Below are 24,108 nucleotides of genomic sequence, written 5' to 3' on the forward strand. Positions count from 1 at the left end.
AAAACAAAAAATATTGAGATAAAATTAACAAAACTCAGTCGGAAAAATTACATTTAGCAACGACACGAATAACCAATTTAAAACCTCCCCCATAGCTTATGTTAGATATAACTCAGACTAATTATCTACTAAAACTGGTAGCGGAATCAACATTAAAGTTGTTGATTATCGAAGACATGGCCGAAGATATGGAATTAATAGTGCTCGCCTTAGAAGCGGGGGGAGTAAATTTTACTTACGACACTGCAGAAACAGCAACAGAGTGCAGAAAACTGCTCCAAAATTGCAAGTACGATGCTGTACTATCCGATTACCGCCTCCCGGGCTTCAACGGTTTAGAAGTGTTGAAATTAATGCAGGAATTGAACCACGACATACCATTGATTTTAATAACGGGAAGTTTGGGAGAAGAAGCTGCAGTAGAGTGCATCAAAGCCGGAATGACTGATTACGTATTAAAAGGGCGGCTGTTTAGGTTGCCAACAGTCTTAGAACGATCGCTCCAAGAATACAAAATGCGGCGCCAGCAACAAGAAGCGATCGCTCAAATTCAGCGGCAAGCTCAGCGAGAAGCGATAGTCAACCGCATCCTCCAAGCCATGCGCTTCACCCTTGTACTCGACGAAGTGCTGCAAACCACCGCAGATCAACTGCACGAAGCTCTAGACATCAGCGCCTGCGCCATCTTGCAGCCAGATGCTGAAGGCGGCATCAGAGTTCGCTACATCAGTAAAGCATCCGGCCGAGAAGGGTTTGTCGGGCTAAATTGCAAAGTAGCCGAGCACTACAGATCGGGACTCGCGGCCGGGGAAACCCTGATTATCGACGAGTTATCGACACTGTGCCCGTCCCTGCAAGAATCAGCAGGGTTGGTAGGGTTTCGCTCCGTCGCGATCGCGCCACTGCTCTACCAGCAGTCATTTTTGGGGGGAATTAGCCTCTATCAGTGCGATCGGGCGCGCTCTTGGAGCGTGGAAGAACTGTCGCTACTCAAAGCCATAGCCGATCAGTGCGCGATCGCGATCCACCAAGCCGAACTCTACCAACAAGCCCAAACCGAGCTTGCAGAACGCAAGCGCGCCGAAGCAGCAGTCTGCGGCATCCAGCAGCAGCTAGCCACAATGGCAGCCAACATTCCCGGCTCAGTCTACCGCACCGTGCTGCATCCAGATGGCACAATGTCCATGCCCTACATCAGTCCGGGCGTGCGCGAAGTTACTGGGTTCGGGGCCGAAGAAGTGATTTCGCACCCGGAACTCTTGACCGAAATCATCCATCCAGAGGACAAAAGTTCGTGTGACAGCAGGGTAGCAGCATCGAGAGCGAGTCTTTTGCCGTGCGATCGCCAGTACCGCATCGTTCTGAGATCGGGGGAGGTCAAGTGGGTGCAAGACAGCGCTAAATTTTCCAAAAACGAAAACGGCGACGTAATTATAGACGGAGTAGCCCTAGACATCAGCGATCGCAAACAAGCAGAATCAGCCCTGCGCCAAAGCGAACAGCGATTTCGCTCGCTGATTGAAAATGCCACAGACATCACCATCATTCTCGACGCCGAAGGAATCTTCCGCTACATCAGCCCTTCCGTCAAGCGAATTTTAGGATACGCGCCCCACCAGGCGATCGGCCGCAGCGCCTTAGAAATAGTTCACCCCGACGACTGCGCCGCGATCGCCGAATCCCTCCACAAAGCTATAAAAAACCCCAAAAGAAGCCAGTGTCCAGTTGAGTACCGAGTCCGCCACCGCAACGGTTCCTGGTGTTATGTAGAAGCTGTAGCCACCAACTTGCTGTACGATCCCGCAGTCGAGGGAATCGTGATTAACTGTCACGACATCACTCAGCGCAAACTCGCCGAGGAACAACTGCTGCACGATGCTTTCCACGACGCCCTCACCGGATTGCCGAACCGATCGCTATTTACCGATCGGCTGGAACACGCTCTGAGGCTGGCAAAACGGCGCAAAGACTACTTGTTTGCCGTACTGTTTCTCGATTTAGATAGATTTAAAGTAGTCAACGATTCCCTCGGCCACGCCATCGGCGATCAATTGCTAGTATCGATCGCGCGGCGTCTGGAAGCTTGTCTGAGGCCCGGAGATACTGTAGCCCGCCTCGGAGGAGACGAGTTTGTGCTGTTGCTAGAAGACATCGAGGGCATCAATGAAGCTACCACCATTGTCAACCGCCTGCAAAAGAAAATCACCTCCCCTCTCCTTCTAGACGGACACGAAGTATTTATCACCGCCAGCATCGGCATAGCTTTGAGTTCTGGCGAATACCTGGAACCGACAACCCTGTTGCGCGACGCCGACACAGCAATGTACCGCGCCAAAGAACTCGGCAGAGCCCGACACGAAGTTTTCAACAGTTCCATGCACGCCCACGCTTTGCGCCTGTTGCAGCTAGAAAACGACCTGCGGCGGGCGATCGAATCAATTAGAGAGCCCGTCAGAGAAGAAGACTTTCCCTCCTCCCCCGAATCAGCCTTACCTCCCTTATCCCCAGCGCCCCAGTTTATTATTCACTACCAGCCGATCGTGTCGATCGCCACTAACACAATTACCAGTTTTGAGGCCCTAGTGCGCTGGCAGCATCCAGAACGCGGTTTAGTTTCCCCCGCCGAATTCATCACCATCGCCGAAGAAACCGGCTTGATCGTACCCCTGGGCCGCTGGGTACTTCGCACAGCTTGCCACCAAATCCGCCAGTGGCAGCAGGTATTTCCCAGCAACCCCCCCTTGAGCGTTAGCGTCAACATTTCTGTCAAACAGTTTTCTCAACCAGATTTAATCGAATACATCGACCAAGTTCTCGCAGAAACTCACCTCGACGGCAGCAGTTTAAAACTAGAAATTACCGAAAGCGTACTCATAGAAAATTCCGAATCAGTAACAGCAATGCTGGTGCAGCTCAGAACGCGAAACATACACTTGTGCATTGACGACTTTGGCACCGGCTATTCATCGCTTTCCTACCTGCACCGCTTCCCCACCAATACCTTAAAAATAGACCGCTCTTTTGTTAGCAGGATGGGAGGTGAGTTCGATTTCAGTAAAGGAGGGATTGACCCCACAGAAATTGTGCGGTCGATCGTTACTTTGTCCCACAATTTAGGCATGGATGTAGTAGCAGAAGGAGTCGAAGAAGCCTCGCAACTATCTATACTCAAAGGGTTAAAATGCGAGTACGCCCAGGGATTCTTTTTCTCAAAGGCAGTAGACTCTCAAACAGCAGCAGCCCTCATCCGACAGCAAGCAGAAAATCAGAATTTGCTGACATTTAGTTTGTTAGAGAAAGGTCATTAAAAAAACACGGCATTTTCTGAGTCCCGTTTCAGCATAAAATCTTAAAATATTTTAAAGCTGTGCCTAACTGGCGTCAGTTAATAACTACGGCATCCAAATCACTGTCAACGACCCAGATCTCAAGACACTCTTGCTTCGGGCCTAAGACTTAAACCATAGTTGACCAGAGGCGTACCTGCGTACTACGTTAACGGTAAGAGTTAAAGACCTACCAGGGAATGCTCTCGCTAGTTCCTTGCCAAGCGAAATTTAGGATTAAACAGACTTATTGGGTTAGCGCGACCTGAAATGGTCGTTTAGTACGGGAAGCCGACTTCCTGGAGGATTCACACCCTCCACCTCCACGTAAAAAACTCTCAAAGAAGAGTTTGGTCACGACCTAGTAGGTAACGAAACAGTCGGAGTGCAGACCACGAAAGTAGCCGAAGCTAGCAGCCTAAGCTGGTTAGGAGCAAGGGGGAAAATCTCCAATGGTGAAAACAAGTTAACTATCGATTAAACTGCGTCATTAAGTAAAGAGCCAAATAAGGCTGATAGGCTCTAACCAAAAGGTACGTGGAAGGATTCAAGATTTAACCCCTCTCTGAATCGTGTGAACAAAACCCACCGCAGAATAGATAGCACCTAAAGGAAGATAGAAAAAACTAAATGACACAACAGGGTAAACCCCACAGAGTCTAAAAGAGGTCGATAACTGTTAGTAGGTCTGAGGCAACAAGGACGGAACTCTCTGGAGGGTAAAGGATGGAGGAAAAAGCGAATGCTGGCTTGTAATGAGTCAGATAGGGGTTGAAACATTACTTCTGACCGAAAGGAACAGCAGACTTCCTCTGGGTCTTATGCGGAAGAAACCAGATAAAGGAATCCAATCTAAGGAAAAGTTAGATGATGTCTACTGAGACAACAAACGGACTGAAGAGACGACTTGAAGACTGGAACCAAATCAATTGGTATAAGGTTAACAAGCTCGTTAGAAACCTACGTCAAAGAATCTTTCGTGCGAGAAAACTTGGTGACTTCCGTAAGATACGAAGCTTGCAGAAGTTAATGTTACGAAGCTACGCCAACTTATTGCTGTCAGTTCGACGTATCACCCAGACCAATCAAGGTAAAGCAACGGCAGGAATTGACAAAGAAGTAGTCAATACCCCAAAGCAAAGGGTGATTCTGGTAAATAATTGGGATGGGGGCAACCTCCAACCAACTCGTAGGGTGGAGATACCAAAACCTAACAGAAAGAAACGACCGCTCGGCATCCCGACCGTGCGCGACAGAATCGAACAGGCAATAGTAAAGAACGCACTAGAACCCGAATGGGAAGCCGTATTCGAGGAACACTCGTATGGTTTCCGACCGGGAAGAAGCTGTCATGATGCTATAGCCCAATGCTTCAACAGGATAAGAATTGGATATAGAGGCGGTGACACTTGGATTCTAGAGGCTGACATCAAGGGATTCTTCGACAACATCGCCCATGAATCCATCCTGACTATGGTGAGCAATTTTCCAAAGATAGAACTCATCAAAGGATGGTTAAAAGCGGGTTTTGTGTTCCAAGGTAAAATTAACCCGACAGAACTAGGCACACCACAGGGCGGCGTTATTTCGCCGTTACTTGCCAACATCGGTTTGCATGGCTTAGAAAGTTTTATAAAAGCCACCAATCCGAAGCTTGGAGTGGTACGATACGCCGATGACTTCATCGTTACGGCTAGAGACAAATACAGTCTCGAAACTGCCCAGAACCTAATTCAAGCATGGATGTCTGAACGAGGTCTTGAACTCAGTGCAGAGAAGACGGTCATTACGTCAATGGAAGATGGCTTCGACTTCCTGGGGTTCAACTCCCGGCACTACGATGGAAAACTCCTAATCAAACCGTCCAAAAGGAAGGTGTTAGCCTTCTGTAAACGAATTGGTGAGGAAATCAAAAACCTGAATGGTGTAGAACAGGAAGTTCTAATTAAAAAGCTCAATCCAATTCTCAGGGGTTTTGCGAACTACTATAAAGGTGTAGTAAGCAAAGAAACCTTCTGCTATATCTCATACCGAGTATGGCAATACCTTTGGCGTTGGGCAAAGCGTAGACACCCCAACAAAGGCACTAAATGGGTAAGAAAGCGCTACTTCAAAACCATTAAAGGCAATAAATGGATGTTCGCCTGCACAACAAGCGACCGCCGAGGGAAGGATAAAGAACTTGTCCTTTACCAGATAGCATATACAGCCATTGAACGCCATATAAAGGTCAAAGGTGACGCAAGTCCCGATGACCCCTCACTAAAAGGATACTGGGAAAAGCGCCACCAGAAGTATGGTAAATCTCGCTTTGAAAAAGGCTCCAAGCTATATAAGATAGCAGAAAACCAGAACTGGAAATGTCCAGAATGTGGCGAACTCTTATTCAACGGAGAGGAAATCGAAACCCATCACATAGTATCTGTGGCAGAAGGTGGAACTGACGACATGGAAAATCTTCTGCACCTGCACTCTTCGTGTCATAAGCAGATACACAAAACCCAAGTCAAATCTCGCTTGAAGTAAGGCTTGAGCCGTATGAGTGCGAAAGTCTCATGTACGGTTCTTAGGGGAGGGGAGAGTGGCAACGCTCGAACCTTACCCGACAATCAGTTTCCTAGATATAGTACCGGCTGTTAACGAAGGCGCAAGCTAACATTACCCCTCTCATAGAGGCTCATAAAGGAGCGAACATTATGCGATCGCCGGTTGCGACTTTGGATGTGGTAATTGTCCCACTGAAAGTACATTACAAAAGTACACTCCCATCTAGCAATCCCCGTGTAATGGAAAGATTCACGGCGGTTAAAACCGCCTAGCCGTTTCCGTCTCAGGTCTAAAGACACGCTCGTTTCCCACTTACCGAATTTTTTTATGACTATTGGCTACCTCGCACTCGTTCTCCACGCCCACTTGCCTTTTGTCCGCCACCCCGAAAGCGACTACGTTTTAGAAGAAGAATGGCTGTTTGAGGCGATCGCGGAAACCTACATTCCCCTGCTGCAAGTCTTTGAAGGGCTCAAGCGGGACGGCATCGACTTTAAAATTACCATGAGCATGACACCGCCCTTGGTGGCAATGCTGCGCGACCCCTTGCTGCAAGACCGTTTCGACGACCACTTGGCTAAACTCGAAGAGTTAGCGGATCTCGAAATCGAACACAATAGTGGCAACGGTCACCTCCGCTATTTGGCAGAACATTACGCCGCCCATTTCTCTCAAGTCCGCAACTTTTGGGAAAAGTACGATCGAGATTTAGTCAAAGCCTTCAAAGAACACCAAGATACCAACAACCTCGAAATCATCACCTGCGGCGCCACCCACGGCTACCTACCGCTGATGAAAATGTACCCCGAAGCAGTTTGGGCACAAATTCAAGTAGCTTGCGACAACTACGAAGCAAACTTCGGCCGCCGACCAAAAGGCATTTGGCTGCCCGAATGCGCCTACTATGAAGGCTTAGAACGGATGTTAGCCGACGCAGGCCTCCGCTACTTTCTCACAGACGGTCACGGCATCCTCTACGCCCGCCCGCGTCCCCGCTACGGCAGCTACGCCCCAATTTTCACCGAATGCGGAGTCGCAGCCTTCGGCCGAGATCACGAATCCTCGCAGCAGGTTTGGTCTTCCGAAGTCGGCTATCCAGGCGCGGCCGAATACCGCGAATTCTACAAAGATTTGGGCTGGGAAGCTGACTACGATTACATTAAGCCCTACATCATGCCCAACGGCCAGCGGAAAAATACCGGGATTAAATATCACAAAATCACCGGTCGCGGATTGGGTTTAGGCGATAAACAGTTGTACGATCCTTACTGGGCAAGGGAAAAAGCAGCCGAACACGCCAGCAACTTTGCTTTCAACCGGGAACGCCAAGTCGAACACCTCAACGGCATTATGCAGCGTCCGCCGATTATTGTTTCGCCTTACGACGCCGAACTTTTCGGTCACTGGTGGTACGAAGGGCCTTGGTTCTTAGATTACCTGTTCCGCAAGAGTTGGTACGACCAAAATACCTACGATATGACGCACTTAGCCGATTATTTGCGGGGAAATCCGACTCAGCAAGTGTGCCGCCCGTCTCAGTCTAGCTGGGGTTTCCGGGGTTTCCACGAATATTGGCTCAACGATACCAATGCTTGGATTTACCCGCACTTGCACAAAGCTGCGGAACGGATGATTGAGTTGGGAAGCATGGAACCTGCGGATGAGTTGCAGTGGCGGGCTTTGAACCAAGCCGCGCGGGAAGTGCTGCTAGCTCAATCTTCTGACTGGGCATTTATCATGCGTACAGGAACGATGGTGCCCTATGCAGTGCGGCGGACTCGATCGCACTTAATGCGCTTTCACAAGCTTTACGATGAAGTGAAAGAAGGGAAAGTTGATTCGGGTTGGTTGGAGAAGGTTGAGGAGATTGATAATATTTTCCCTGAAATTAACTATCGCGTTTATCGATCGCTTTAAGCCTCGTTTCCCCTTTCATCCTGTCTCCCCAGCCCTGCTTAAGGGAGGGACAGGATGTTAATTAAAATTATAGGTGATGGGGCGATCGCCCTGAGTGGAATGAGAGGGGCGATATTTGGTTTAGAGTGTGAGTGCGATCGCCTTTTTGGTCTGGAAAGGTCGAGCGCACTTTATGTCTTTTTCTCAACGCGCAGGCGAGCCCCTTTTTGGTATGGAAAGGTCGATCGCCGAGACCAGCAAATAGCCAGCTAATTAGAAAGAAAGCTGCCATAATTCACTCAAATATAAGCGGAACCAAATCGAGAAACTTAACTCGCGAAGTTAAAGCGATTGTTAGTTGAAATCCGAAGCCAAGTATTTGATTGTGCTAAAGAATTGCCGTAGTTGCGAGGATACAGCAATACTGTTGATATTAATGCGGAAAATTATTATATCGAAAGTTATCCTAAAATCCAAAGTTTTTCCATTGAAGGCGGCAACTTGTGTTTTTGCCGAAGTTCCTGAGTTTGCGATCGCGGAAATATCAAATCTAAGTTAAAAATACTTAAACTACCTGCTTGCCCATCAAGATTTGTTCTAGCAGACAATATCCACAATTCGTGGGAGGGGTGAAATAGAATAGGTGGAATTGAAACGGGAACAGGAAGAGAAGGAACGTCAGCGCGATGCGAACAAATAGAATTATACAAGCAAAAGGAACAAGAGCAGGAAGAGTGCGCTCAAGAACAAATGGAAATCTGCAGGAAGAACAAAAACAAAGAGAAAAAGCGATCTAGCCAACTTGAGAATATCATCTTTTTTTGTCGGAACTGCGATCGGAGGCGGACAAATCTTTTAGACCAGCTATCCCCTAATCAAAGATACACCCCTTAAATGGCAACCCGATTTTTCCCTCCCCCTTCATCCCTTCACGGCGACGATTATATGGAATTTGTTTTGCGGTTTAATATTCGGCCTGCTGATACGGGGTATCCTGCCACTGGCGATAAAAATATCCCCCAGAATCCTGCCACTGGTAAGAAAAATATTGCCCAGGTAAAGCGGTGCGTGACTGTCAATAGTAAATGGCTGCCGTGCAATCATTTTTCACCTTCGCCTACCCTAGGACTTACAAAACAGTGTATTCGTAAGGAAACGGCATTGCCCTGTCCCGCAGCAAAACCGAACGGCAATACAGTTCATCAAACAAAAAACCGGGTTTCTGCTCAAACCCGGTCACCATTAAGACAAGCAATATTAACACTGCTCAAACCTCAATTTTTCAATAATTTCATCCCCATTTTCACCTTATCCAAAATCGTTTTTTGCGAGACACAAGTAATCAGACAAAGCTTGCCGCAATTCAAAGTATCGCGGCGAACTGCCTGAGCTTTTTCGCCGTACCAAATCTCGCGGGCGCTGGCGTTTTTCACATTACCAATTACGGGAAACTCATCGCACAATTTCACATCGCCGCGGGTATCAATCCAGTAATTCCGCAGTCCAACGCGGCAAGGACGAGTTGAATCAGGAGCTTTTTCTTCCGCAAAGTGAGGAATCATCAATCGCAACACTTCATCGCTGTTCATAATCGGAGCACCGTTATGCTTCATTTGAATTAGGCGCTCGATTACCTGTGAAAATTCCTGAATGTCTTCTTTTTCAATCCACAATTCCTCGTATGTTTCTGGCGTCCAGCGGTTGACTGGTTGGAAGTTCACCGTCGTCGCCCCAATTCCCTGAGCCCAAGTGACTATTTCCGGGAGGTGGCGGAAATTGAGTCGGTTCATTGTCGGTTTGATGTTGATCGGAAACAGGACGTTCTGTTTTTCTTGTTCTTCGCGCAGATAACCGATTCCTTTAGAAAGTCTGTCAAACAATCCCGGTTGACCGCGCAAATAATCGTGCAGTTCTGCATTCGGCCCGTCAACGGAGATATTCACATTAAAAGGACGAGCAGCTACAGTTTTGGCTGCATTTTCCCGGGTCATGCAATAGCCGTTGGTGGTGACGCCGGCGTGAATGCCATTTTTATTCGCAAAGGCCAGCAAGTCTAGAAAACCTTTTTTAATATAAGGTTCGCCGCCACTAAAGTTGATTGAAAATTCGCCCACAAATTCTTTGACGCTCAAGAGGGCATTTTGCCATTCTTCAATCGTCATTTCGTCTTTATATTCTTTAAGCCGCCAATATTCGCACTGGCGGCATTTAACATTGCAACGCTCATTGACGATTCCGTAAAAAGTTACTGGGCTCGTCACGTCGTATCCTGTATTGATCCGCAGCGATTCGGCCACTGCACTCTTGGTGTGCTTGACGCCCAGTCTCGATAATGTTAAAGCATCCATGTCTTTTTTCCTTACGTGTTGTTAGTTAAGTCAATTTCTCGCACCCTTTTTTGTACGTATAATTACGCATTGATGATTACGTATTGCTTTTAAGTACGTATGCCCCATCCTAAGTGTTCCCTTTGAGTATGGCTAGATGTTTTTGAAATATTTATAATTTTAAGAGTTGTAACATATTAGTATTTCCAATCAATCAAGCGCTTCTTTGTGTTAAAACATGAATCATGCTTAATAATTGCCAAAATTTTTGGGTTTAATCTTGACTTAAATTAATATTTGTAATTTTTGTTTAAATTTTGTTAAATAACTTAATAATTTTTGGGATTAAAACTCCTTAAATAAGCGGTATTAATAATTTAAAATTATAGTTAAATAAGCAGCCCATACAGCAGTTAACTTCACACAACCTTTAAAATATGGGAATTTAAGTATTTAGAGGGCAAAAAATGGCGACAAACATGGGACGATATTTGCACGTACTGAAATTGTTCTGGGGTGCGGCGATCGCAGCGGAACTAGAATACCGAATCAACTTTGTCCTCGCGACCCTCAGCAGCCTCGGAAATCTTGCGGGCAGCTTGTTTGGGCTGTTTTTGTTTTACCGTACCGACTACACGTTTGCCGGCTATTCATGGGAAGAGGCTTTAGTTGTACTCGGTATTTTCACGATTTTGCAGGGGTTTTCGTCAACCTTTCTAGCACCTAATCTCAGCCGCATTGTCGATCGAGTCCAGCAAGGTACTCTCGATTTCGTACTCCTCAAACCCATCAGTTCCCAATTTTGGCTATCTGTAAACACAGTTTCGCCTTGGGGAATCCCAGATTTAATCTTCGGCACGGTATTGCTGCTGTATGCTGCTAACAAGTTGGGACTAGAAATCGGCAACTATTTTTTAACAGCAATACCGCTGTTATTCGGAACTATTACTCTTTACAGTATATGGTTTATGTTAGGGGCCACCAGCATTTGGTTTGTCAAAATTTACAATGTTACCGAAGTCCTCAGAGGATTGTTAGAAGCGGGTAGATTTCCAATGGCAGCTTATCCCGCTGCTTATCGATTTTTCTTCACTTTCGTAGTTCCCGTTGCCTTCTTGACGACTGTGCCAGCAGAAGCCATGCTGGGGAGAGGTGAAATCGTTTGGATCGCAGGGGCGGGAATATTGGCGATCGGGCTGTTATTTTTCTCCCGCTACTTCTGGCAATTTGCACTCCGCTTTTACACCAGCGCTTCCAGCTAGTTAAGTAGGTAGGTAAGCTGCTGCACATCTAGATTGTCTATTATGTTTGAGAAGGAGAAGATTTGACACGTGGGTAAGAGGGAATTGAAATATACATTTTAAAAGCCCAACAGCGTATCTAAATTTGTTTTTCTACTTACTTAGATAGTTAAATAGATTTAAGACTTCAACTTATCCTTGAAAGGTAAACTGGAAATAAACCACGCAAACGAAGGCAAACCAATGAAAAGAAAAAAACTGGGTAACAGTAATTTTACTATCAGCGCGATCGGTCTTGGAGGTATGCCAATGTCCTTAAGCGGCCGGCCGCCCGAATCGCAATCAATTTCGGTAATTCACCGCGCCCTCGATTTGGGTGTCACCCTAATTGACACCGCAGATTCCTACTGCCAAGATGAATCCGACAAACACCACAACGAACAACTCATTGCCAAAGCTTTGGAACAGTACACCGGAGATACTCGGGCGGTTACTGTCGCCACTAAAGGCGGCTTAATGCGGCCTCAAGGTGCATGGACGCGCAACGGCAATCCCCATCATTTGCGCCAGACAATTCGCGAAAGCTTTGAAGCGTTGGGCGGCGAGAAACCGATCGACCTTTGGCAATATCACTCGCCCGATCCCGCTTATACCATCGAAGCAGCCCTAGCACCCGCAAAAGAAGCAGTAGAAGCAGGAATGATTCGATTTATTGGAGTGTCCAACTTTTCTGTAGAGCAGATCAAACGCGCCCGCGATACAGTAGAAATTGTCTCGGTGCAGAATCAGTACAATCCGTGGCACAGACAGCCGGAATCAGACGGCGTTCTGGAATATTGCGAAACCGAAAAACTGACATTTTTTCCCTGGAGTCCTTTGGGAGGAAGCCGCCGCGTCACCAGCTTGCAAGATATACCCGCGATCGCCAAATTAGCCGCAGAAAAAAACGTTTCAGTTTACTGTATAGTATTAGCTTGGTTAATGGCTCAATCGCCCTGCATCGTTCCGATTCCCGGTGCGACCAAAGTATCGAGTATTGAGGACTCTGTGGGGGCGCTCGAAGTTAAATTGACTGACGAGGAATTGCAACAAATTGCCGCAAGTTAAGTATATAAGGGCAAAAAAAACAATAGAACAGGCTTTTCGGCCTGTTCCACAAACAGAACTTTATTGTGGGGTGGGCCGGAAAGCCCGCCCCTGAAAGTGGGATTGAATGAGTAAATTTGACATTTTTTGAGGAATTGGGTTTTATGGAAGCTAATCAAGTGAATGCCGATCGAGACGTAGCAATTGAACATCAAAACGTACCTGTTGCCCATGAAGGACTGCACAACTTTTTATACAGTTCCGACTCAGAACATAGCGCCGTTGCTGCAACTCCGGCATTAGAAAATGACGGCACGCAAGTAATGTCGATCGATACATGGCGCGATTTGGCAACTAACGCGAAAGTCGCCGGCGTTTACGCTGTAATGGACACTTCCCGCAACACTCAGTTTATCGGTTATTCGCGAAATATCCTGCTTTCAATCAACGGTCACATCGCCCAAAATGGCGCAGAAAATTGTGCTTTCCTGCGCGTGCAAACTTTCAAATTCCCGAAGCGGGAAGAAATGGAAAGTTTGCGGGATGCTTGGATAGCAGAAATTGGCAGTATTCCGCCTGGAAACGGTGCGGAAAGCGAAATGTGGGCGAGTACAGTAGGTCAAGCGGCGCGATCGGCAATGTCTGCGGAGGAACAAAAAGCTTATGAGGAAAAGAAGCTGAAATTGCGGAAAGCAATGGCAGATTCCAGTCTTACCAAAGAGTTAGAAACCGCAGTCCAAAGTGACGGCGAACGCGCTAAGGATTTGGAAGCGGCTGTTAATAATGATGACTGGAGTGCGGTGATTCAATCGCAAACCCAGGAAACAAAATCCGGCGAATAAAATGCGCTGCTACATAAACTTTCGTCCACTATAAATGGGGGCGGGTTTATGTAGATTTTTGGTTTAAATTAAAGAGGATTGGTGAACCAGGCCATACTAATTAATGACTAATTTTGCGTTCAGTCACTAAAGTCAAACTTACCCATTCACCCCGCTCATTGTAACTGCGAATCATCCGAAACCGCAAGTCAGGTTCTACCAACCAACCAGCCTCGAAAAATATAGGTTTTCTGGATTCAATCTTGACAGGTAAAGTGCAAGAACCGCCGTCAGGAAGCAGAATAACTTGCACGGGCGAAGTACCTTCGTTAAAGTGCAGAACTGAACCGTCAATGCTGGCGCTAGAAGTGATAACACTAGCATTACTGCCAAAAGTGATTTTGTGCACTAGGCGATCGGCTCCATCCAAATGCAATTGTAAATTGGTAGAATAGGTATCAGGAGAACGCGAATCAGGATACATTGTCACGGCCTCGCCCTGCCACTCTCCCAGCAACTCGTCAACAGTTAAAGGCGGACGTTCGGGGACATTTTTATCAAGCTGCTTTTCCCGAATTAAGATAAGTTTTGATAAATTGCCGTCGGTATTGTATGTCAGAGGGAAGCGCAACCGACGATAATTGTAGATAAAACCAAACTCGGCACCGCACTCAGAATAAGGCGCTAATTGAATAGTACCTTGACAAAAAGCTCCATTCTCAAAAAATAGGATATCTCGTCCCAAACTTTGATATTCTCGAACAAGTTCGCTGACTTCCGGTTCGCCGACACCGCTAGGATTTGGGGAAAACCGACGCAGTTTCAATCGCACTGTTTTGTTGTCATTGAAACCTTCGAGAGAAATAATGCTAGGAGTATCTTGAAGTACCTCTCCTCGCGGCGATAACTGGGTAAAAGAACCGTGCCATTCTCCCAAGTTTTGCAAAAAGTTTTCCCACTGCGCTACCATATTCTTACCTGTGGATATATGTCTAAAAATAGAATTATAACTCTGCTGACGGATTTTGGATTAAGCGATGTTTATGTGGGAGTGATGAAGGGTGCGATCGCCCAAATTAACCAGCAGTTAAAAGTCATTGACATTACGCACCAAATACCCTCTCAAAATATTGCGGCGGCGAGGTTTTGTTTGATGACTGCTTTTGCTTATTTTCCGCCGGAAACCGTACACGTTGCTGTCGTCGATCCGGGGGTGGGAAGCAAGAGACGCGGGGTTGCGATTAAATGTGCTAATTGCTTTCTTGTCGGGCCGGATAACGGGTTGTTTAGCGGGGTGTTGAGTCGGGAAAGTGCGAGATCCGCTGTCGAACTCACCAACCCCAAATACTGGCGCACACCTCAACCCAGCAGCACTTTCCACGGTCGCGATATTTTCGCTGCAGCGGGCGCTCACTTGGCGAACGGGGTGGCTTTGGAAGAGTTGGGGGAGTGCATCGACCCTGCAAGTTTAGTGCAGTTAGAGATACCAAATTGTGCCGTTACAGCCACAGGTGCAGCAGGCTGCATTCAATATGTCGATCGCTTCGGCAATCTAATTACTAATATCCCCAATGATTGCATTATAGGTAACAATTGGTCATTGACAATTAGCAAGAGTTCTGATGCAATTCGCATCCCCACCGGTAAAACCTACAGCGACAGCGAACCGGGCGATTTAATTGCCATAACTGGTTCTGACGGTTGGGTAGAAATTGCCGTTAATGGCGGCAGCGCTCAATCTGTCTTAAAATTGGAATGCGGAGCGATCGTGCAATTGCTTTTTGAAACTAACAATTAAAATCATCTCTTGCAGTCCGCAGCGGCGGATGTTTTGCTTATAAAAGCGATTTCAAGATCCGTTTCATATGTCTACAAGTATAAAAAACCCGGTTTCTTCAAGAAACCGGGTTTCTCATCTTTATCCAGCTACCACGAAATTAACCAACTTTCCAGGCACCACAATTACCTTTTTAATCTCCTTACCTTCCAAGTGACGCTTGGCTAATTCCGACTCGCGAGCAAACTTTTCCAAAGCAGCTTTATCAGCACCAGAAGGCACTTGAATTGTGCCGCGAGTCTTGCCCATAACTTGAATTACCAGCGTAATTTCATCGGTAACTAATGCAGATGGATCGACAGCCGGCCAAGTTTGCGTATGCACAGATTCACTGTTACCAGTATTGTGCCACAACTCATCAGCTATATGCGGTGCAAAAGGCGCTAACAAGCGAATCAAAGTGTTAATTCCTTCTGCATAAATTGGCGAATCTTTACACTTAGCATCATTCAAAGCATTGCTGAGTTTCATCATTTCAGAAACAGCAGTATTGAACTGATAATCGCCCTCTAAATCTTCGCTAACTTCCTTAATTGCAGTGTGAATCGCCCGCCGTAAATCCTTCTCAATTTTGCTTAATTCAGCATTCTCTCCTGCTTGATCGGGGGTGGCAGGGACTCGTCCAGCAAACTCTGTAACCACCCGCCAAACGCGATTTAAAAAGCGAAATTGCCCTTCCACATCAGCGTCGTCCCACTCCAAATCCTTCTCTGGCGGCGCTTTGAATAAAATAAACATCCGCGCCGTATCTACCCCATATTTTCCCATAACTTGCAAGGGGTCAACGCCGTTATATTTTGATTTTGACATCTTCTCGTAGAAGACTTCTAAAGCTTCACCAGTTTCAGGATCTTTTGGATTTGCGGGGTCTATATCTGCTGGGGGAACGTATTTGCCAGTAACGGGGTTTTTGTATGCCATTGCTTGCACCATGCCTTGAGTTAACAGGCGTTTAAATGGTTCGTCACAATCGATCAAACCCCGATCGCGCAAAACTTTGGTAAAGAACCGCGAATACAGTAAGTGCAAGATTGCGTGTTCGATGCCGCCGACATATTGATCGACAGGCATCCAATCGTTTGTCTTCGCCGTATCGAAGACTTGCTCTTGATTTTGAGCATCGGGATAGCGCAAGAAATACCACGAAGAATCGATAAAAGTATCCATCGTATCTGTTTCCCGCTTCGCCGGAGTGCCGCAACTCGGACACGGAACGTTTACCCATTCTTCCATCTTTGCCAAGGGCGAACCTTTGCCTGTAAATTCTACATTTTCCGGCAACAATACGGGCAAATCCGATGCGGGGACGGGGACTGTTCCGCAGGTGGGACAGTGAATTACGGGAATCGGAGCGCCCCAGTAACGCTGTCTAGAAATCAACCAATCTCTCAAGCGGTATTGGATTCGGGCTTTGCCATAACCGGAATTTTCGGCATGGTGAATAATCGCTGCTTTGCCTTTAATTGAATCCATGCCGTTGAAGCTTTCGGAATTAATCATAATTCCTGGTTCTGTGTAAGCTTCGGTCAGCGGAACTTCATCATCATCCACAATTACAACTTTAATTGGCAGTTGATATTGATTGGCAAATTTGAAATCTCGCGTGTCGTGGGCGGGTACTCCCATGACTGCGCCGGTGCCGTATTCGTACAGCACATAATCGGCAATCCAAATCGGAATTTCTTCGCCGTTGAAAGGGTTGATTGCTTTGCCGCCTGTGGGGATGCCGCGCTTTGGTTTGTCTTCGGCTGTGCGATCGATCTCGCTTTGGGTGGCGACTTCTTTGATGAAGGTTTCTACGGCCGCTTTTCTATCTTCGGTTGTTACGCGCTGAGTTAGTGGATGTTCCGGTGCTAAAACAACGTAACTGACACCGTAAACTGTATCGGGACGTGTGGTGAAAACGGCGATTTTTTCATCCATGCCGACAATCGGAAATTCTAAGTAAGCGCCGACTGATTTGCCTATCCAGTTGGCTTGCATTAATTTGACTCTTTCTGGCCAATCTGGCAATTTGTCTAAGTCGTTTAATAACTGTTCGGCGTAATCGGTAATTTTGAGGAACCACTGCCGCAATAATTTGCGCTCGACTTTGGCACCGGAACGCCAGGAACGACCTTCGTTATCTACTTGTTCGTTTGCTAAAACTGTTTGGTCTATGGGGTCCCAATTAACTGCCGCTTCTTTTTGATAAGCTAATCCTGCTTCTAAAAATTGCAAGAAAATCCATTGAGTCCACCGATAATAATCGGGAGAACAAGTTGTAACTTCTTTTGTCCAGTCGAAAGAAATACCCAGCCGGCGAAATAAGCCTTTCATTTGGGCAATGTTTTGATAAGTCCATTGTGCAGGGGGAATTCCTCGCTCGATAGCTGCATTTTCTGCGGGCAAACCAAAAGCGTCCCATCCCATCGGATTCAATACGCGATAACCTTGCATTCGCTTGAGTCTGGCAATTACATCGATGATTGTGTAGTTGCGGACGTGGCCCATGTGCAGGTTTCCCGACGGGTAGGGGAACATGGATAAGGCATAAAATTTAGGCTTTTGGGTATCTTCTGGCATCTGGTCTAAGTTTTGCTCAGCCCATGTCTGCTGCCATTTTTCTTCTATGGATTGGGGGTTATATCTTGAATCCACAACAATTTCTCCTTGTATAATTTACTAATGTTTGCTTGAATATTTTTGCACATTCAAGGGGTATCGATTAGGATTTTTCTGAGCACCAAGGATTTTGGCTCGAATATCTGTATTATATATTGTAGTATAAGTAATTTGAGCTGGGGGCGATCGACCAAATATCCCCCTTCGCTCTGAAAAAAGTAAATAACTGCAATCCCCAGAAACCAGATTTCTTTGACAAACCGGGTTTATTCTCCTAGATCGAGCTTAGATGCTATCAGGATCGATGTTCAATTCGCGCAGTTTGGCGGCTAAACGTTCCGCTTTTTGAGCTTCTTGTTCTGCCCGCTGCGAAGCTTTTTCGGCACGCTGAAATTCTTGTTCTGCGCGCTGAAAGTGTTGTTCTGCGCGCCGTCGCTCTAATTCTCGCTGTTCATCTAATTCGGAATAGGAAAGAAACTTTTGTCCATCAGGTCGATAAATTTCTAACCCTTCCGAACCCAACTCAAACCGCACTCCCAATCTTGGACTTATCCAGCCCTCCATAGGTTCAATTACTTCTAACATTCCTTCAATTCTTCGCCAACCTGTCAACTCATTTTGTGCTGGGTCATAAAGGTAATACTCCTCAACTCCGTAGCGATTGTAAAATGAAAATTTCTTGTTCATTTTTATTTGGCTGTCGCTGAAAGAGCGAATCTCAAACACGACTTGGGGAGGAATATTATCTTCACGAAATTGTAGGTAAGAACGCCGATCGCCCTTTGGCTTCCCAAATACCACCATTACATCGGGCGCTTGAGAAATATCTGTTCTACCCTCAACCGGATACCACAGTAAATCGGCGGCTATAAACACGTTTGGGTCATCTTTCAACAGCGACTCGCAACCTTCTTTGATTGTGACAATTAATTTGTATTGAATTGTGCTATCTGCCATCGGTTGACCGTCGCTGCATGGATAAATTATTTCTTCTGTTGTGACTTGCATTGTGGTTGTCTCCGAGAAGTATCTCAGCTTAATTATACTATTGTTTGAAGCCGCTACTGGGGTCGGACACGGTACTGCCTTTTCCCGAATGAGAAAATATTCAAAATAGCGAGCAGCGGCGCTTCAAAGCTGCTTGCAAAAGAGTGTTGTACAGTTTTTCTTTAATAGAATAAGCGCCGAATCTTTCCAAGTGGGGATTGTTCATTTGAGCGTCGAAAATTAGATAAGATCGATCGCGCAATCTCTCCACCAACTTCACCATCGCCACCTTAGAACCCTCGGGAATTCGGTAAAACATCGACTCCCCAATAAACGCACCGCCGATCGACAATCCTAAAATACCGCCCGCCAATTCGTCGCCGCACCAAGTCTCGAAGCTGTAAGCCCAACCGGCCTCATACAAACCCCAGTAAATCTTCTTGAGTTCCTTAGAAATCCAAGTCGTTTCGCGATCGGCACAACCCTCAACCACCGCCCCAAAATCGCGGTTCACAGCCACCGAAAATCGATTTTGATTGATTTGGCGACGCAGGGATTTCGGATAGGTAAATCTTTCATCCAGGGGAATCAGCGCCCGCTGACGGCTCGAATACCACCCCAAACTTTCCTCGCCGTCATTTGCCATCAAGAAATAGCCTTGGGCATATCCTTGTATAATTGTCGGTATATCATATTGCATATATTTATCAGTTGTCATTTCTCAGTTAACTTTTCAAAGTCAACATTAGCAATTAGGAATAATCATGTCTGAAATCATTGAACCTATTACCTTACCGCCCGCCCAAAACCCCGAACAAGAAGGCCAATGGCTCCAACAAACGCTGCTGGCATGGCTAGACTCCGAGTTTATCCCAGAAGCAGCCAACCAGCAAATAGCTAAAAGGGCTGCCCAAATCTATGTCCGCCAGCGCATGGAAGGGGAAAACGACTTGGGCAGCCTCGTAATTGCGATCGTCACCGAAATGCAGGCCTATGATTTTTCTAAAAGCTTCTACGGCGAATTTGCGATCGCCAATGCCGTCAGCGACTTGTTACTCGAAAGTCTCGGCATCGATAAATGCTGTGGTCAGTGAAGCAAGAAGGAGGAAAATTTAACTCATAAGTCTGAAACAAAAATCAACCCCAAACCTAATCCTGCCGATTAATTGTGAGTTTTTTTCTTCTTCCTTCCTTCCTTCCTTCCTTCTTCCTGACATCCGTTACATCCGTTACAGAATCCGTTGCCGAACTTCCTTCTTTCTCGTGCTACCAGCTAGACTTCACAACACCGGGCAAAAGACCTTCGTGAGCCATTTCTCGCATCATGTTGCGAGACAGTCCGAAGTCACGATAGTAACCTCTGGGCCGTCCAGTTGCCCAGCAGCGGTTCCGCAAGCGAGTCCGCGAACTGCTGCGGGGTAGCTGTTGCAGTTGGCGGTGAATCGCCATTTTGTCCATCTGATTGCTAGCTTGGTCAAACTGGTCTTTCAGGTCTTCCCGCTTGTCGGCGTACTTGTCTACGAGTCGCTGGCGCTTTTTCTCGCGCTCGACCATGCTCTTCTTAGCCATAATCTGTTGATATCCTTAGATTAATCACAATCTACTATTTTACTATATTTTTGTCTTTTTGGATAACTTTAATTTTAAATATTTTTATTTACACATAACAACTTATCTCATTTGCAGGGTGCCTCAGCTAATATTTTGCGATCGACCGTTGCTCTAATTTGAGCTGACGCACCCTAGGAACTACTCCTGGTTCTCGCCAAGAGTTTGTTGTGCAGCGTGTCGAATGTGGAGGATGCGAACTGCGGACACATCTTCACTTTCGGCAATAGTGAAAAGAATGCGGTATGAGTTGCGCCCTTTACCATAAAGTAACTGCCTAATTTCTTTACTGAAGTATTGATTTTCCCTGGCGATAGGACAGCGTTTGGGCATCGCTGATAAAGACTCGATCGCCTTCAGCAATCCCTCATACCACTCCCTTGCTTTCTCTGGTGATGTCATCTGAGATAATAGCAGGAATGCACTATCCGCTTGTGCTTCTGCAACGCTAGAAATTTCAATGAGATATCTCATCAGTTTGTTGGAAAACTGTACTTGGTGCGCTGTGATTTAGCAAATTCATCAAAAGAACGGAATCGTCCTAACTCAAAATCATTTAACCCCTCCTGAATACCATCAATAGCTTCTTCAGAGTCTCGGGCTTCCCATTCTAATATCCGAGTTAGCAATTGGGCAGCAACAAGGCTAATATCTTGTCCTTCCCGATTCGCTTTTTCACGAAGTAGTGCCTCTATTTCTGGACTGAGGGAAATCGCAATACTCATATACTTACTTCCTTAGCATTAAGCTGTTGACAATAATTATAGCAAACTCAAAAAACGAGCGACCGAGCGAGTTCATTTATAAACTCTTCATTTCAGCAATTGTAATGTGCCTCAGATTCTATATTTTAATGCTAGTTGCTAGCCTCGGCACTGACGCACCCGTGCGTAATATTAGCAGAAGGACACAAATCTGCAAGTTCACAAATATTGCAAGCCGGATTTCTCGCATTACAAACGGCCCTGCCGTGATAAACCAACCGAATCGACCAATTTTCCCAATCCGGCTGCGGCAACAATACCATCAAATCCCGCTCGATCCTTGTAGGATCGGTATGTTCGGTCAATCCCAACCGCTGACTCAAACGTTTGACGTGAGTGTCTACGGTCACGCCCATATTAATACCAAAAGCGTGAGCGAGAACGACATTAGCCGTTTTGCGGGCAACTCCGGGCAATTCTAGCAGCAGTTCCATCCGCTGCGGTACTTGATTGTTAAATTTATTGACGATCGCCTGACAAGCACCTTTAATATTTTTAGACTTATTCCGGTAGAAACCAGTCGATCGCACCAGACTTTCTAGTTCTTCTATATCAGCATTTGCCAAAGCCACCGCATCGGGGAAACGCTTAAACAAAGCCGGCGTTACCAAATTTACTCGATCGTCGGTACACTGAGCCGAGAGAATCGTCGCCACCAGCAACTGCACGGGAGTTTCGTAGTTGAGAGTGCAAGGAGCTTCTGGATAGAGGCGTTTGAGGCGAATCAGAATTTCGAGCGATCGTTGTTTTAAACTTAACTTTTTAGTCATTAGTCAGTAGTCATTAGTCATCAGTCAGTAATCAGTAGTCATTACTCATTTGTTATTTGTTTTTAACTGGTTCCCACCAGGCACGACCGGGGAACCCATAACCAGAGGATATGCCTCGCTTGAGTAGGAAAAAAAGAAGAAGGAAAAATAGGAAAATAGGAAAAAGAAAAACTAGACATAATTCTTCCTTCTTCCTTCTGCCTTCTTCCCTCTGCCTTCATTTACTATTGCATGAAATTTCGCAAATCAAACCCAGCCAAATTAGCAGTATCGCGAATAATCAAGAAAACTCCCAAACCCAGCAACAACACCAAACCAGTCTGCATGACATTTTCCTGAATGCGGTTCGGCAGAGGCTTGCCCCGCAGTCCTTCTATTAACAGAAAAGCTAGCTGACCGCCGTCCAAAGCAGGTAAAGGCAAGATATTAATCACAGCCAAATTGACGCTAATTAACACCGCATATTGAAACAAACTCGCAGCATCCGATTTGGCAATCCCTGCACCAATCGCCACAATCGCCACAGGCCCGGACAACTTGTCGGCAGTCTGGCTGAAATTGCTAAGTAACTGCCCGAAACCTTGAACCGTCAGCACCACAATCCGCTCAAATTCTTTGGCGGCCTTGCTAAACGCCTCTACAAATCCGGCCCTCTGCCGCACCACAGTGCCGTTAGAAGTTAGCTGCACGCCAATGCGACCTTTGCCGTCGGGCGACTCTTCAGGAGTTACTGTCACCACAAATTTTTGTTCTTGGCGCTGAATTTCCAACGCTAGGGGTTGGTTGGGATGATCTTGGATTGCTGCGACCAATAATTTGACTGCTTCGCGGGAAGCGCCCAATTCCTTGCCGTCAACAGACAGAACAACGTCGCCCGATTGAATTCCGGCTTGTTTGGCGGCCGAACTGACTTCTGCGGCGACTTCCGGGACTTTAACTCCCGGTAGGTAGTTCATTTGTGCAGCGCCGACAGTGCTCAATTGCACCACCAGCAGGAAATAAGCAAAAATTAAGTTGGCAATTACCCCTGCACTAATGACGATCGCCCGATCGAGCACGGGGCGATTTTTGAGCAAATTCGGGTCATTTGGGGGAATTGTACTTTCGGGATCGTCGTCCGGGAAACCCACGAAACCTCCCAGGGGAAAGGCGCGGAGGGCGTATTCAGTTTCCGGGCCTTGGTACTTCCAGAGGATGGGTCCGAAACCGATGGAGAAGCGGTTGACGTGGATGTGTTGAAGTCTCGCCGCCAAGAAGTGGCCGAGTTCGTGAACGACAATCAAGATACCTAAAACTGCGATCGCTGCCAAAACTGACATGAAGGATTCCACTAACACTTTTACTGGACTTTGATTTATTTTAATATCTTTTTAATATCGGTGGCTTCGGAGGGACAATTTTCAGTCAAACTGGAAGGTGATGTTTTTGTCGGAAGTCCCGGCTGCTGCGAGCGACCCGACGCTGCCAAACCGATCGCGCGATCGTACCTGAGTTTACCTCTAAAACCAATTCCCATTACCAATTCCCTATTACAAATTACCCATTACCAATTCCCAGTTAGCCCTTCGCCATTATGAAAGACACTTCTTTGAATATTATCGCTATTTCTATCTTTGCCATCACCGTTTCAATATTGTTGGGGCCCCTATTCAACTTGCCAGAAGCCGTACCTGCGATCGCCACTTTTTGCCTGTTGGGGCTAGCCACCCTTGACAGTTTCCAGTGGCAAGGTCAAGGCGGTACTATTTTATTAGATTGGCTGGGGGGAACTTCCAAACAAAAGCGCGATCGTATCCTTCACCACGAAGCCGGACACTTCCTAGTCGCCCACCTCTTGGGAATTCCCGTAACCAGCTACGCCCTCAACGCTTGGGAAGCATTTAAACAAGGTCAAACAGCCCAAGGCGGCGTCCGATTTGAAGACGAACAATTAGCATCTCAACTCCAAAGCGGCACTCTTTCCGCCCAACTTTTAGACCAATACTGCACCGTGTGGATGGCCGGAATAGTCGCCGAAAAATTTGTTTACGGCAGCGCACAAGGAGGAGCAGAAGACCGCACAAAAATTAGTGCAATTTTAACACAACTGCGCCGTCCCAGTTCCGAGATTCAACTAAAACAAAACTGGGGTTTGCTGCGAGCAAAAACCCTAATCGAAAACCACAAATCAGCTTACGAAGCCCTAGTATCAGCAATGGAAAAAAGAGCAACTGTTGCCGAATGCTGCGACATAATTCAGCAAAATTTATAGGAAAAAGATTACGCACTCTTGCCTTATTAACCCGGTTTATCTC

The 24,108-nt window shown here is 46.5% G+C and carries 22 protein-coding genes; 10 read left to right on the forward strand and 12 right to left on the reverse strand.

Annotated features, from left to right (window positions below):
• Positions 1–98 precede the first annotated feature (98 nt).
• The 4 genes from QUA33_RS11440 to QUA33_RS11455 all read left to right on the forward strand — a co-directional run bounded on the left by QUA33_RS11440 (position 99) and on the right by QUA33_RS11455 (position 8,042).
• Positions 99–3,308, forward strand: a complete 3,210-nt coding sequence (locus QUA33_RS11440) for an EAL domain-containing protein (RefSeq protein WP_333148703.1) — start codon at positions 99–101, stop codon at positions 3,306–3,308.
• A gap of 888 nt (positions 3,309–4,196) precedes the next feature.
• Complete coding sequence (gene ltrA / locus QUA33_RS11445; protein WP_333148722.1) at positions 4,197–5,852, forward strand: group II intron reverse transcriptase/maturase; 1,656 nt, start codon at positions 4,197–4,199, stop codon at positions 5,850–5,852.
• Positions 5,853–6,200: 348 nt separating this feature from the next.
• On the forward strand, positions 6,201–7,790 hold the full coding sequence (locus tag QUA33_RS11450) for a glycoside hydrolase family 57 protein (RefSeq protein ID WP_015175045.1): 1,590 nt from the start codon (positions 6,201–6,203) through the stop codon (positions 7,788–7,790).
• A 54-nt stretch (positions 7,791–7,844) separates the two neighbouring features.
• Positions 7,845–8,042 carry a hypothetical protein gene (locus tag QUA33_RS11455; protein ID WP_333148704.1) on the forward strand — a complete coding sequence of 66 codons (198 nt, stop codon included), beginning with the start codon at positions 7,845–7,847 and terminating at the stop codon, positions 8,040–8,042.
• A 188-nt stretch (positions 8,043–8,230) separates the two neighbouring features.
• Here QUA33_RS11455 and QUA33_RS11460 read toward each other — a convergent pair whose 3' ends face one another.
• Positions 8,231–8,377, reverse strand: coding sequence for a hypothetical protein (locus tag QUA33_RS11460; protein ID WP_333096410.1), 147 nt, complete (start codon positions 8,375–8,377; stop codon positions 8,231–8,233).
• 666 nt (positions 8,378–9,043) lie between these two features.
• Positions 9,044–10,117 carry a radical SAM protein gene (locus QUA33_RS11465; RefSeq protein ID WP_333148705.1) on the reverse strand — a complete coding sequence of 358 codons (1,074 nt, stop codon included), beginning with the start codon at positions 10,115–10,117 and terminating at the stop codon, positions 9,044–9,046.
• Between the two features lie 446 nt (positions 10,118–10,563).
• Between QUA33_RS11465 and QUA33_RS11470 the strand changes: the two genes are divergently transcribed.
• From QUA33_RS11470 to QUA33_RS11480, 3 genes are all read left to right on the forward strand, one after another.
• Positions 10,564–11,358 (forward strand): ABC transporter permease, encoded by a 795-nt coding sequence (locus QUA33_RS11470; protein WP_445243238.1) that lies wholly within the window; start codon positions 10,564–10,566, stop codon positions 11,356–11,358.
• Between the two features lie 222 nt (positions 11,359–11,580).
• Entirely contained in the window at positions 11,581–12,444 is an 864-nt protein-coding gene (locus QUA33_RS11475) for an aldo/keto reductase (protein WP_333148706.1), read from the forward strand.
• A gap of 143 nt (positions 12,445–12,587) precedes the next feature.
• Positions 12,588–13,265, forward strand: coding sequence for a GIY-YIG nuclease family protein (locus QUA33_RS11480; RefSeq protein WP_333148707.1), 678 nt, complete (start codon positions 12,588–12,590; stop codon positions 13,263–13,265).
• Between the two features lie 100 nt (positions 13,266–13,365).
• Here the strand turns inward: QUA33_RS11480 and QUA33_RS11485 are convergent, their stop codons facing one another.
• A complete protein-coding gene (locus QUA33_RS11485) occupies positions 13,366–14,214 on the reverse strand; it encodes a DUF3598 family protein (protein WP_333148708.1) in 849 nt (282 codons plus the stop codon).
• Positions 14,215–14,232: 18 nt separating this feature from the next.
• Between QUA33_RS11485 and QUA33_RS11490 the strand changes: the two genes are divergently transcribed.
• Positions 14,233–15,042 (forward strand): SAM-dependent chlorinase/fluorinase, encoded by an 810-nt coding sequence (locus QUA33_RS11490; RefSeq protein WP_333148709.1) that lies wholly within the window; start codon positions 14,233–14,235, stop codon positions 15,040–15,042.
• A 120-nt stretch (positions 15,043–15,162) separates the two neighbouring features.
• Here QUA33_RS11490 and leuS read toward each other — a convergent pair whose 3' ends face one another.
• From leuS to aat, 3 genes are all read right to left on the reverse strand, one after another.
• The gene (gene leuS, locus QUA33_RS11495; protein ID WP_333148710.1) at positions 15,163–17,721 is read right to left on the reverse strand and encodes a leucine--tRNA ligase; all 2,559 of its coding nucleotides are present in this window, start codon (positions 17,719–17,721) and stop codon (positions 15,163–15,165) included.
• A 249-nt stretch (positions 17,722–17,970) separates the two neighbouring features.
• A complete protein-coding gene (locus tag QUA33_RS11500; RefSeq protein WP_333148711.1) occupies positions 17,971–18,693 on the reverse strand; it encodes a Uma2 family endonuclease in 723 nt (240 codons plus the stop codon).
• 100 nt (positions 18,694–18,793) lie between these two features.
• Positions 18,794–19,390, reverse strand: a complete 597-nt coding sequence (gene aat, locus QUA33_RS11505) for a leucyl/phenylalanyl-tRNA--protein transferase (protein WP_445243237.1) — start codon at positions 19,388–19,390, stop codon at positions 18,794–18,796.
• Positions 19,391–19,436: 46 nt separating this feature from the next.
• Between aat and QUA33_RS11510 the strand changes: the two genes are divergently transcribed.
• Entirely contained in the window at positions 19,437–19,766 is a 330-nt protein-coding gene (locus QUA33_RS11510) for a hypothetical protein (protein WP_333096388.1), read from the forward strand.
• Between the two features lie 172 nt (positions 19,767–19,938).
• On the opposite strand, the gene rpsN is transcribed toward QUA33_RS11510, so the two are convergent.
• From rpsN to QUA33_RS11540, 6 genes are all read right to left on the reverse strand, one after another.
• Positions 19,939–20,241 (reverse strand): 30S ribosomal protein S14, encoded by a 303-nt coding sequence (gene rpsN / locus QUA33_RS11515; RefSeq protein WP_333148712.1) that lies wholly within the window; start codon positions 20,239–20,241, stop codon positions 19,939–19,941.
• A gap of 180 nt (positions 20,242–20,421) precedes the next feature.
• On the reverse strand, positions 20,422–20,754 hold the full coding sequence (locus tag QUA33_RS11520) for a type II toxin-antitoxin system RelE/ParE family toxin (RefSeq protein ID WP_333096385.1): 333 nt from the start codon (positions 20,752–20,754) through the stop codon (positions 20,422–20,424).
• On the reverse strand, positions 20,754–21,005 hold the full coding sequence (locus QUA33_RS11525; RefSeq protein ID WP_333148713.1) for a hypothetical protein: 252 nt from the start codon (positions 21,003–21,005) through the stop codon (positions 20,754–20,756). Before QUA33_RS11525 ends, QUA33_RS11520 begins: the two co-directional genes overlap by 1 nt.
• Before the next feature lie 131 nt (positions 21,006–21,136).
• Positions 21,137–21,814 (reverse strand): endonuclease III, encoded by a 678-nt coding sequence (nth, locus tag QUA33_RS11530; protein WP_333148714.1) that lies wholly within the window; start codon positions 21,812–21,814, stop codon positions 21,137–21,139.
• A 224-nt stretch (positions 21,815–22,038) separates the two neighbouring features.
• Positions 22,039–23,133: an RIP metalloprotease RseP gene (rseP, locus tag QUA33_RS11535; protein ID WP_333148715.1), complete on the reverse strand. Its 1,095-nt coding sequence runs from the start codon at positions 23,131–23,133 to the stop codon at positions 22,039–22,041.
• Positions 23,134–23,168: 35 nt separating this feature from the next.
• Complete coding sequence (locus QUA33_RS11540; protein WP_333148716.1) at positions 23,169–23,330, reverse strand: hypothetical protein; 162 nt, start codon at positions 23,328–23,330, stop codon at positions 23,169–23,171.
• Between the two features lie 57 nt (positions 23,331–23,387).
• Between QUA33_RS11540 and QUA33_RS11545 the strand changes: the two genes are divergently transcribed.
• Positions 23,388–24,065 (forward strand): ATP-dependent Zn protease, encoded by a 678-nt coding sequence (locus QUA33_RS11545; RefSeq protein ID WP_333148717.1) that lies wholly within the window; start codon positions 23,388–23,390, stop codon positions 24,063–24,065.
• The last annotated feature ends 43 nt before the right edge of the window (positions 24,066–24,108 follow it).

It is taken from the genome of Microcoleus sp. Pol14D4, assembly GCF_036701245.1.
Lineage (GTDB): Bacteria > Cyanobacteriota > Cyanobacteriia > Cyanobacteriales > Microcoleaceae > Microcoleus.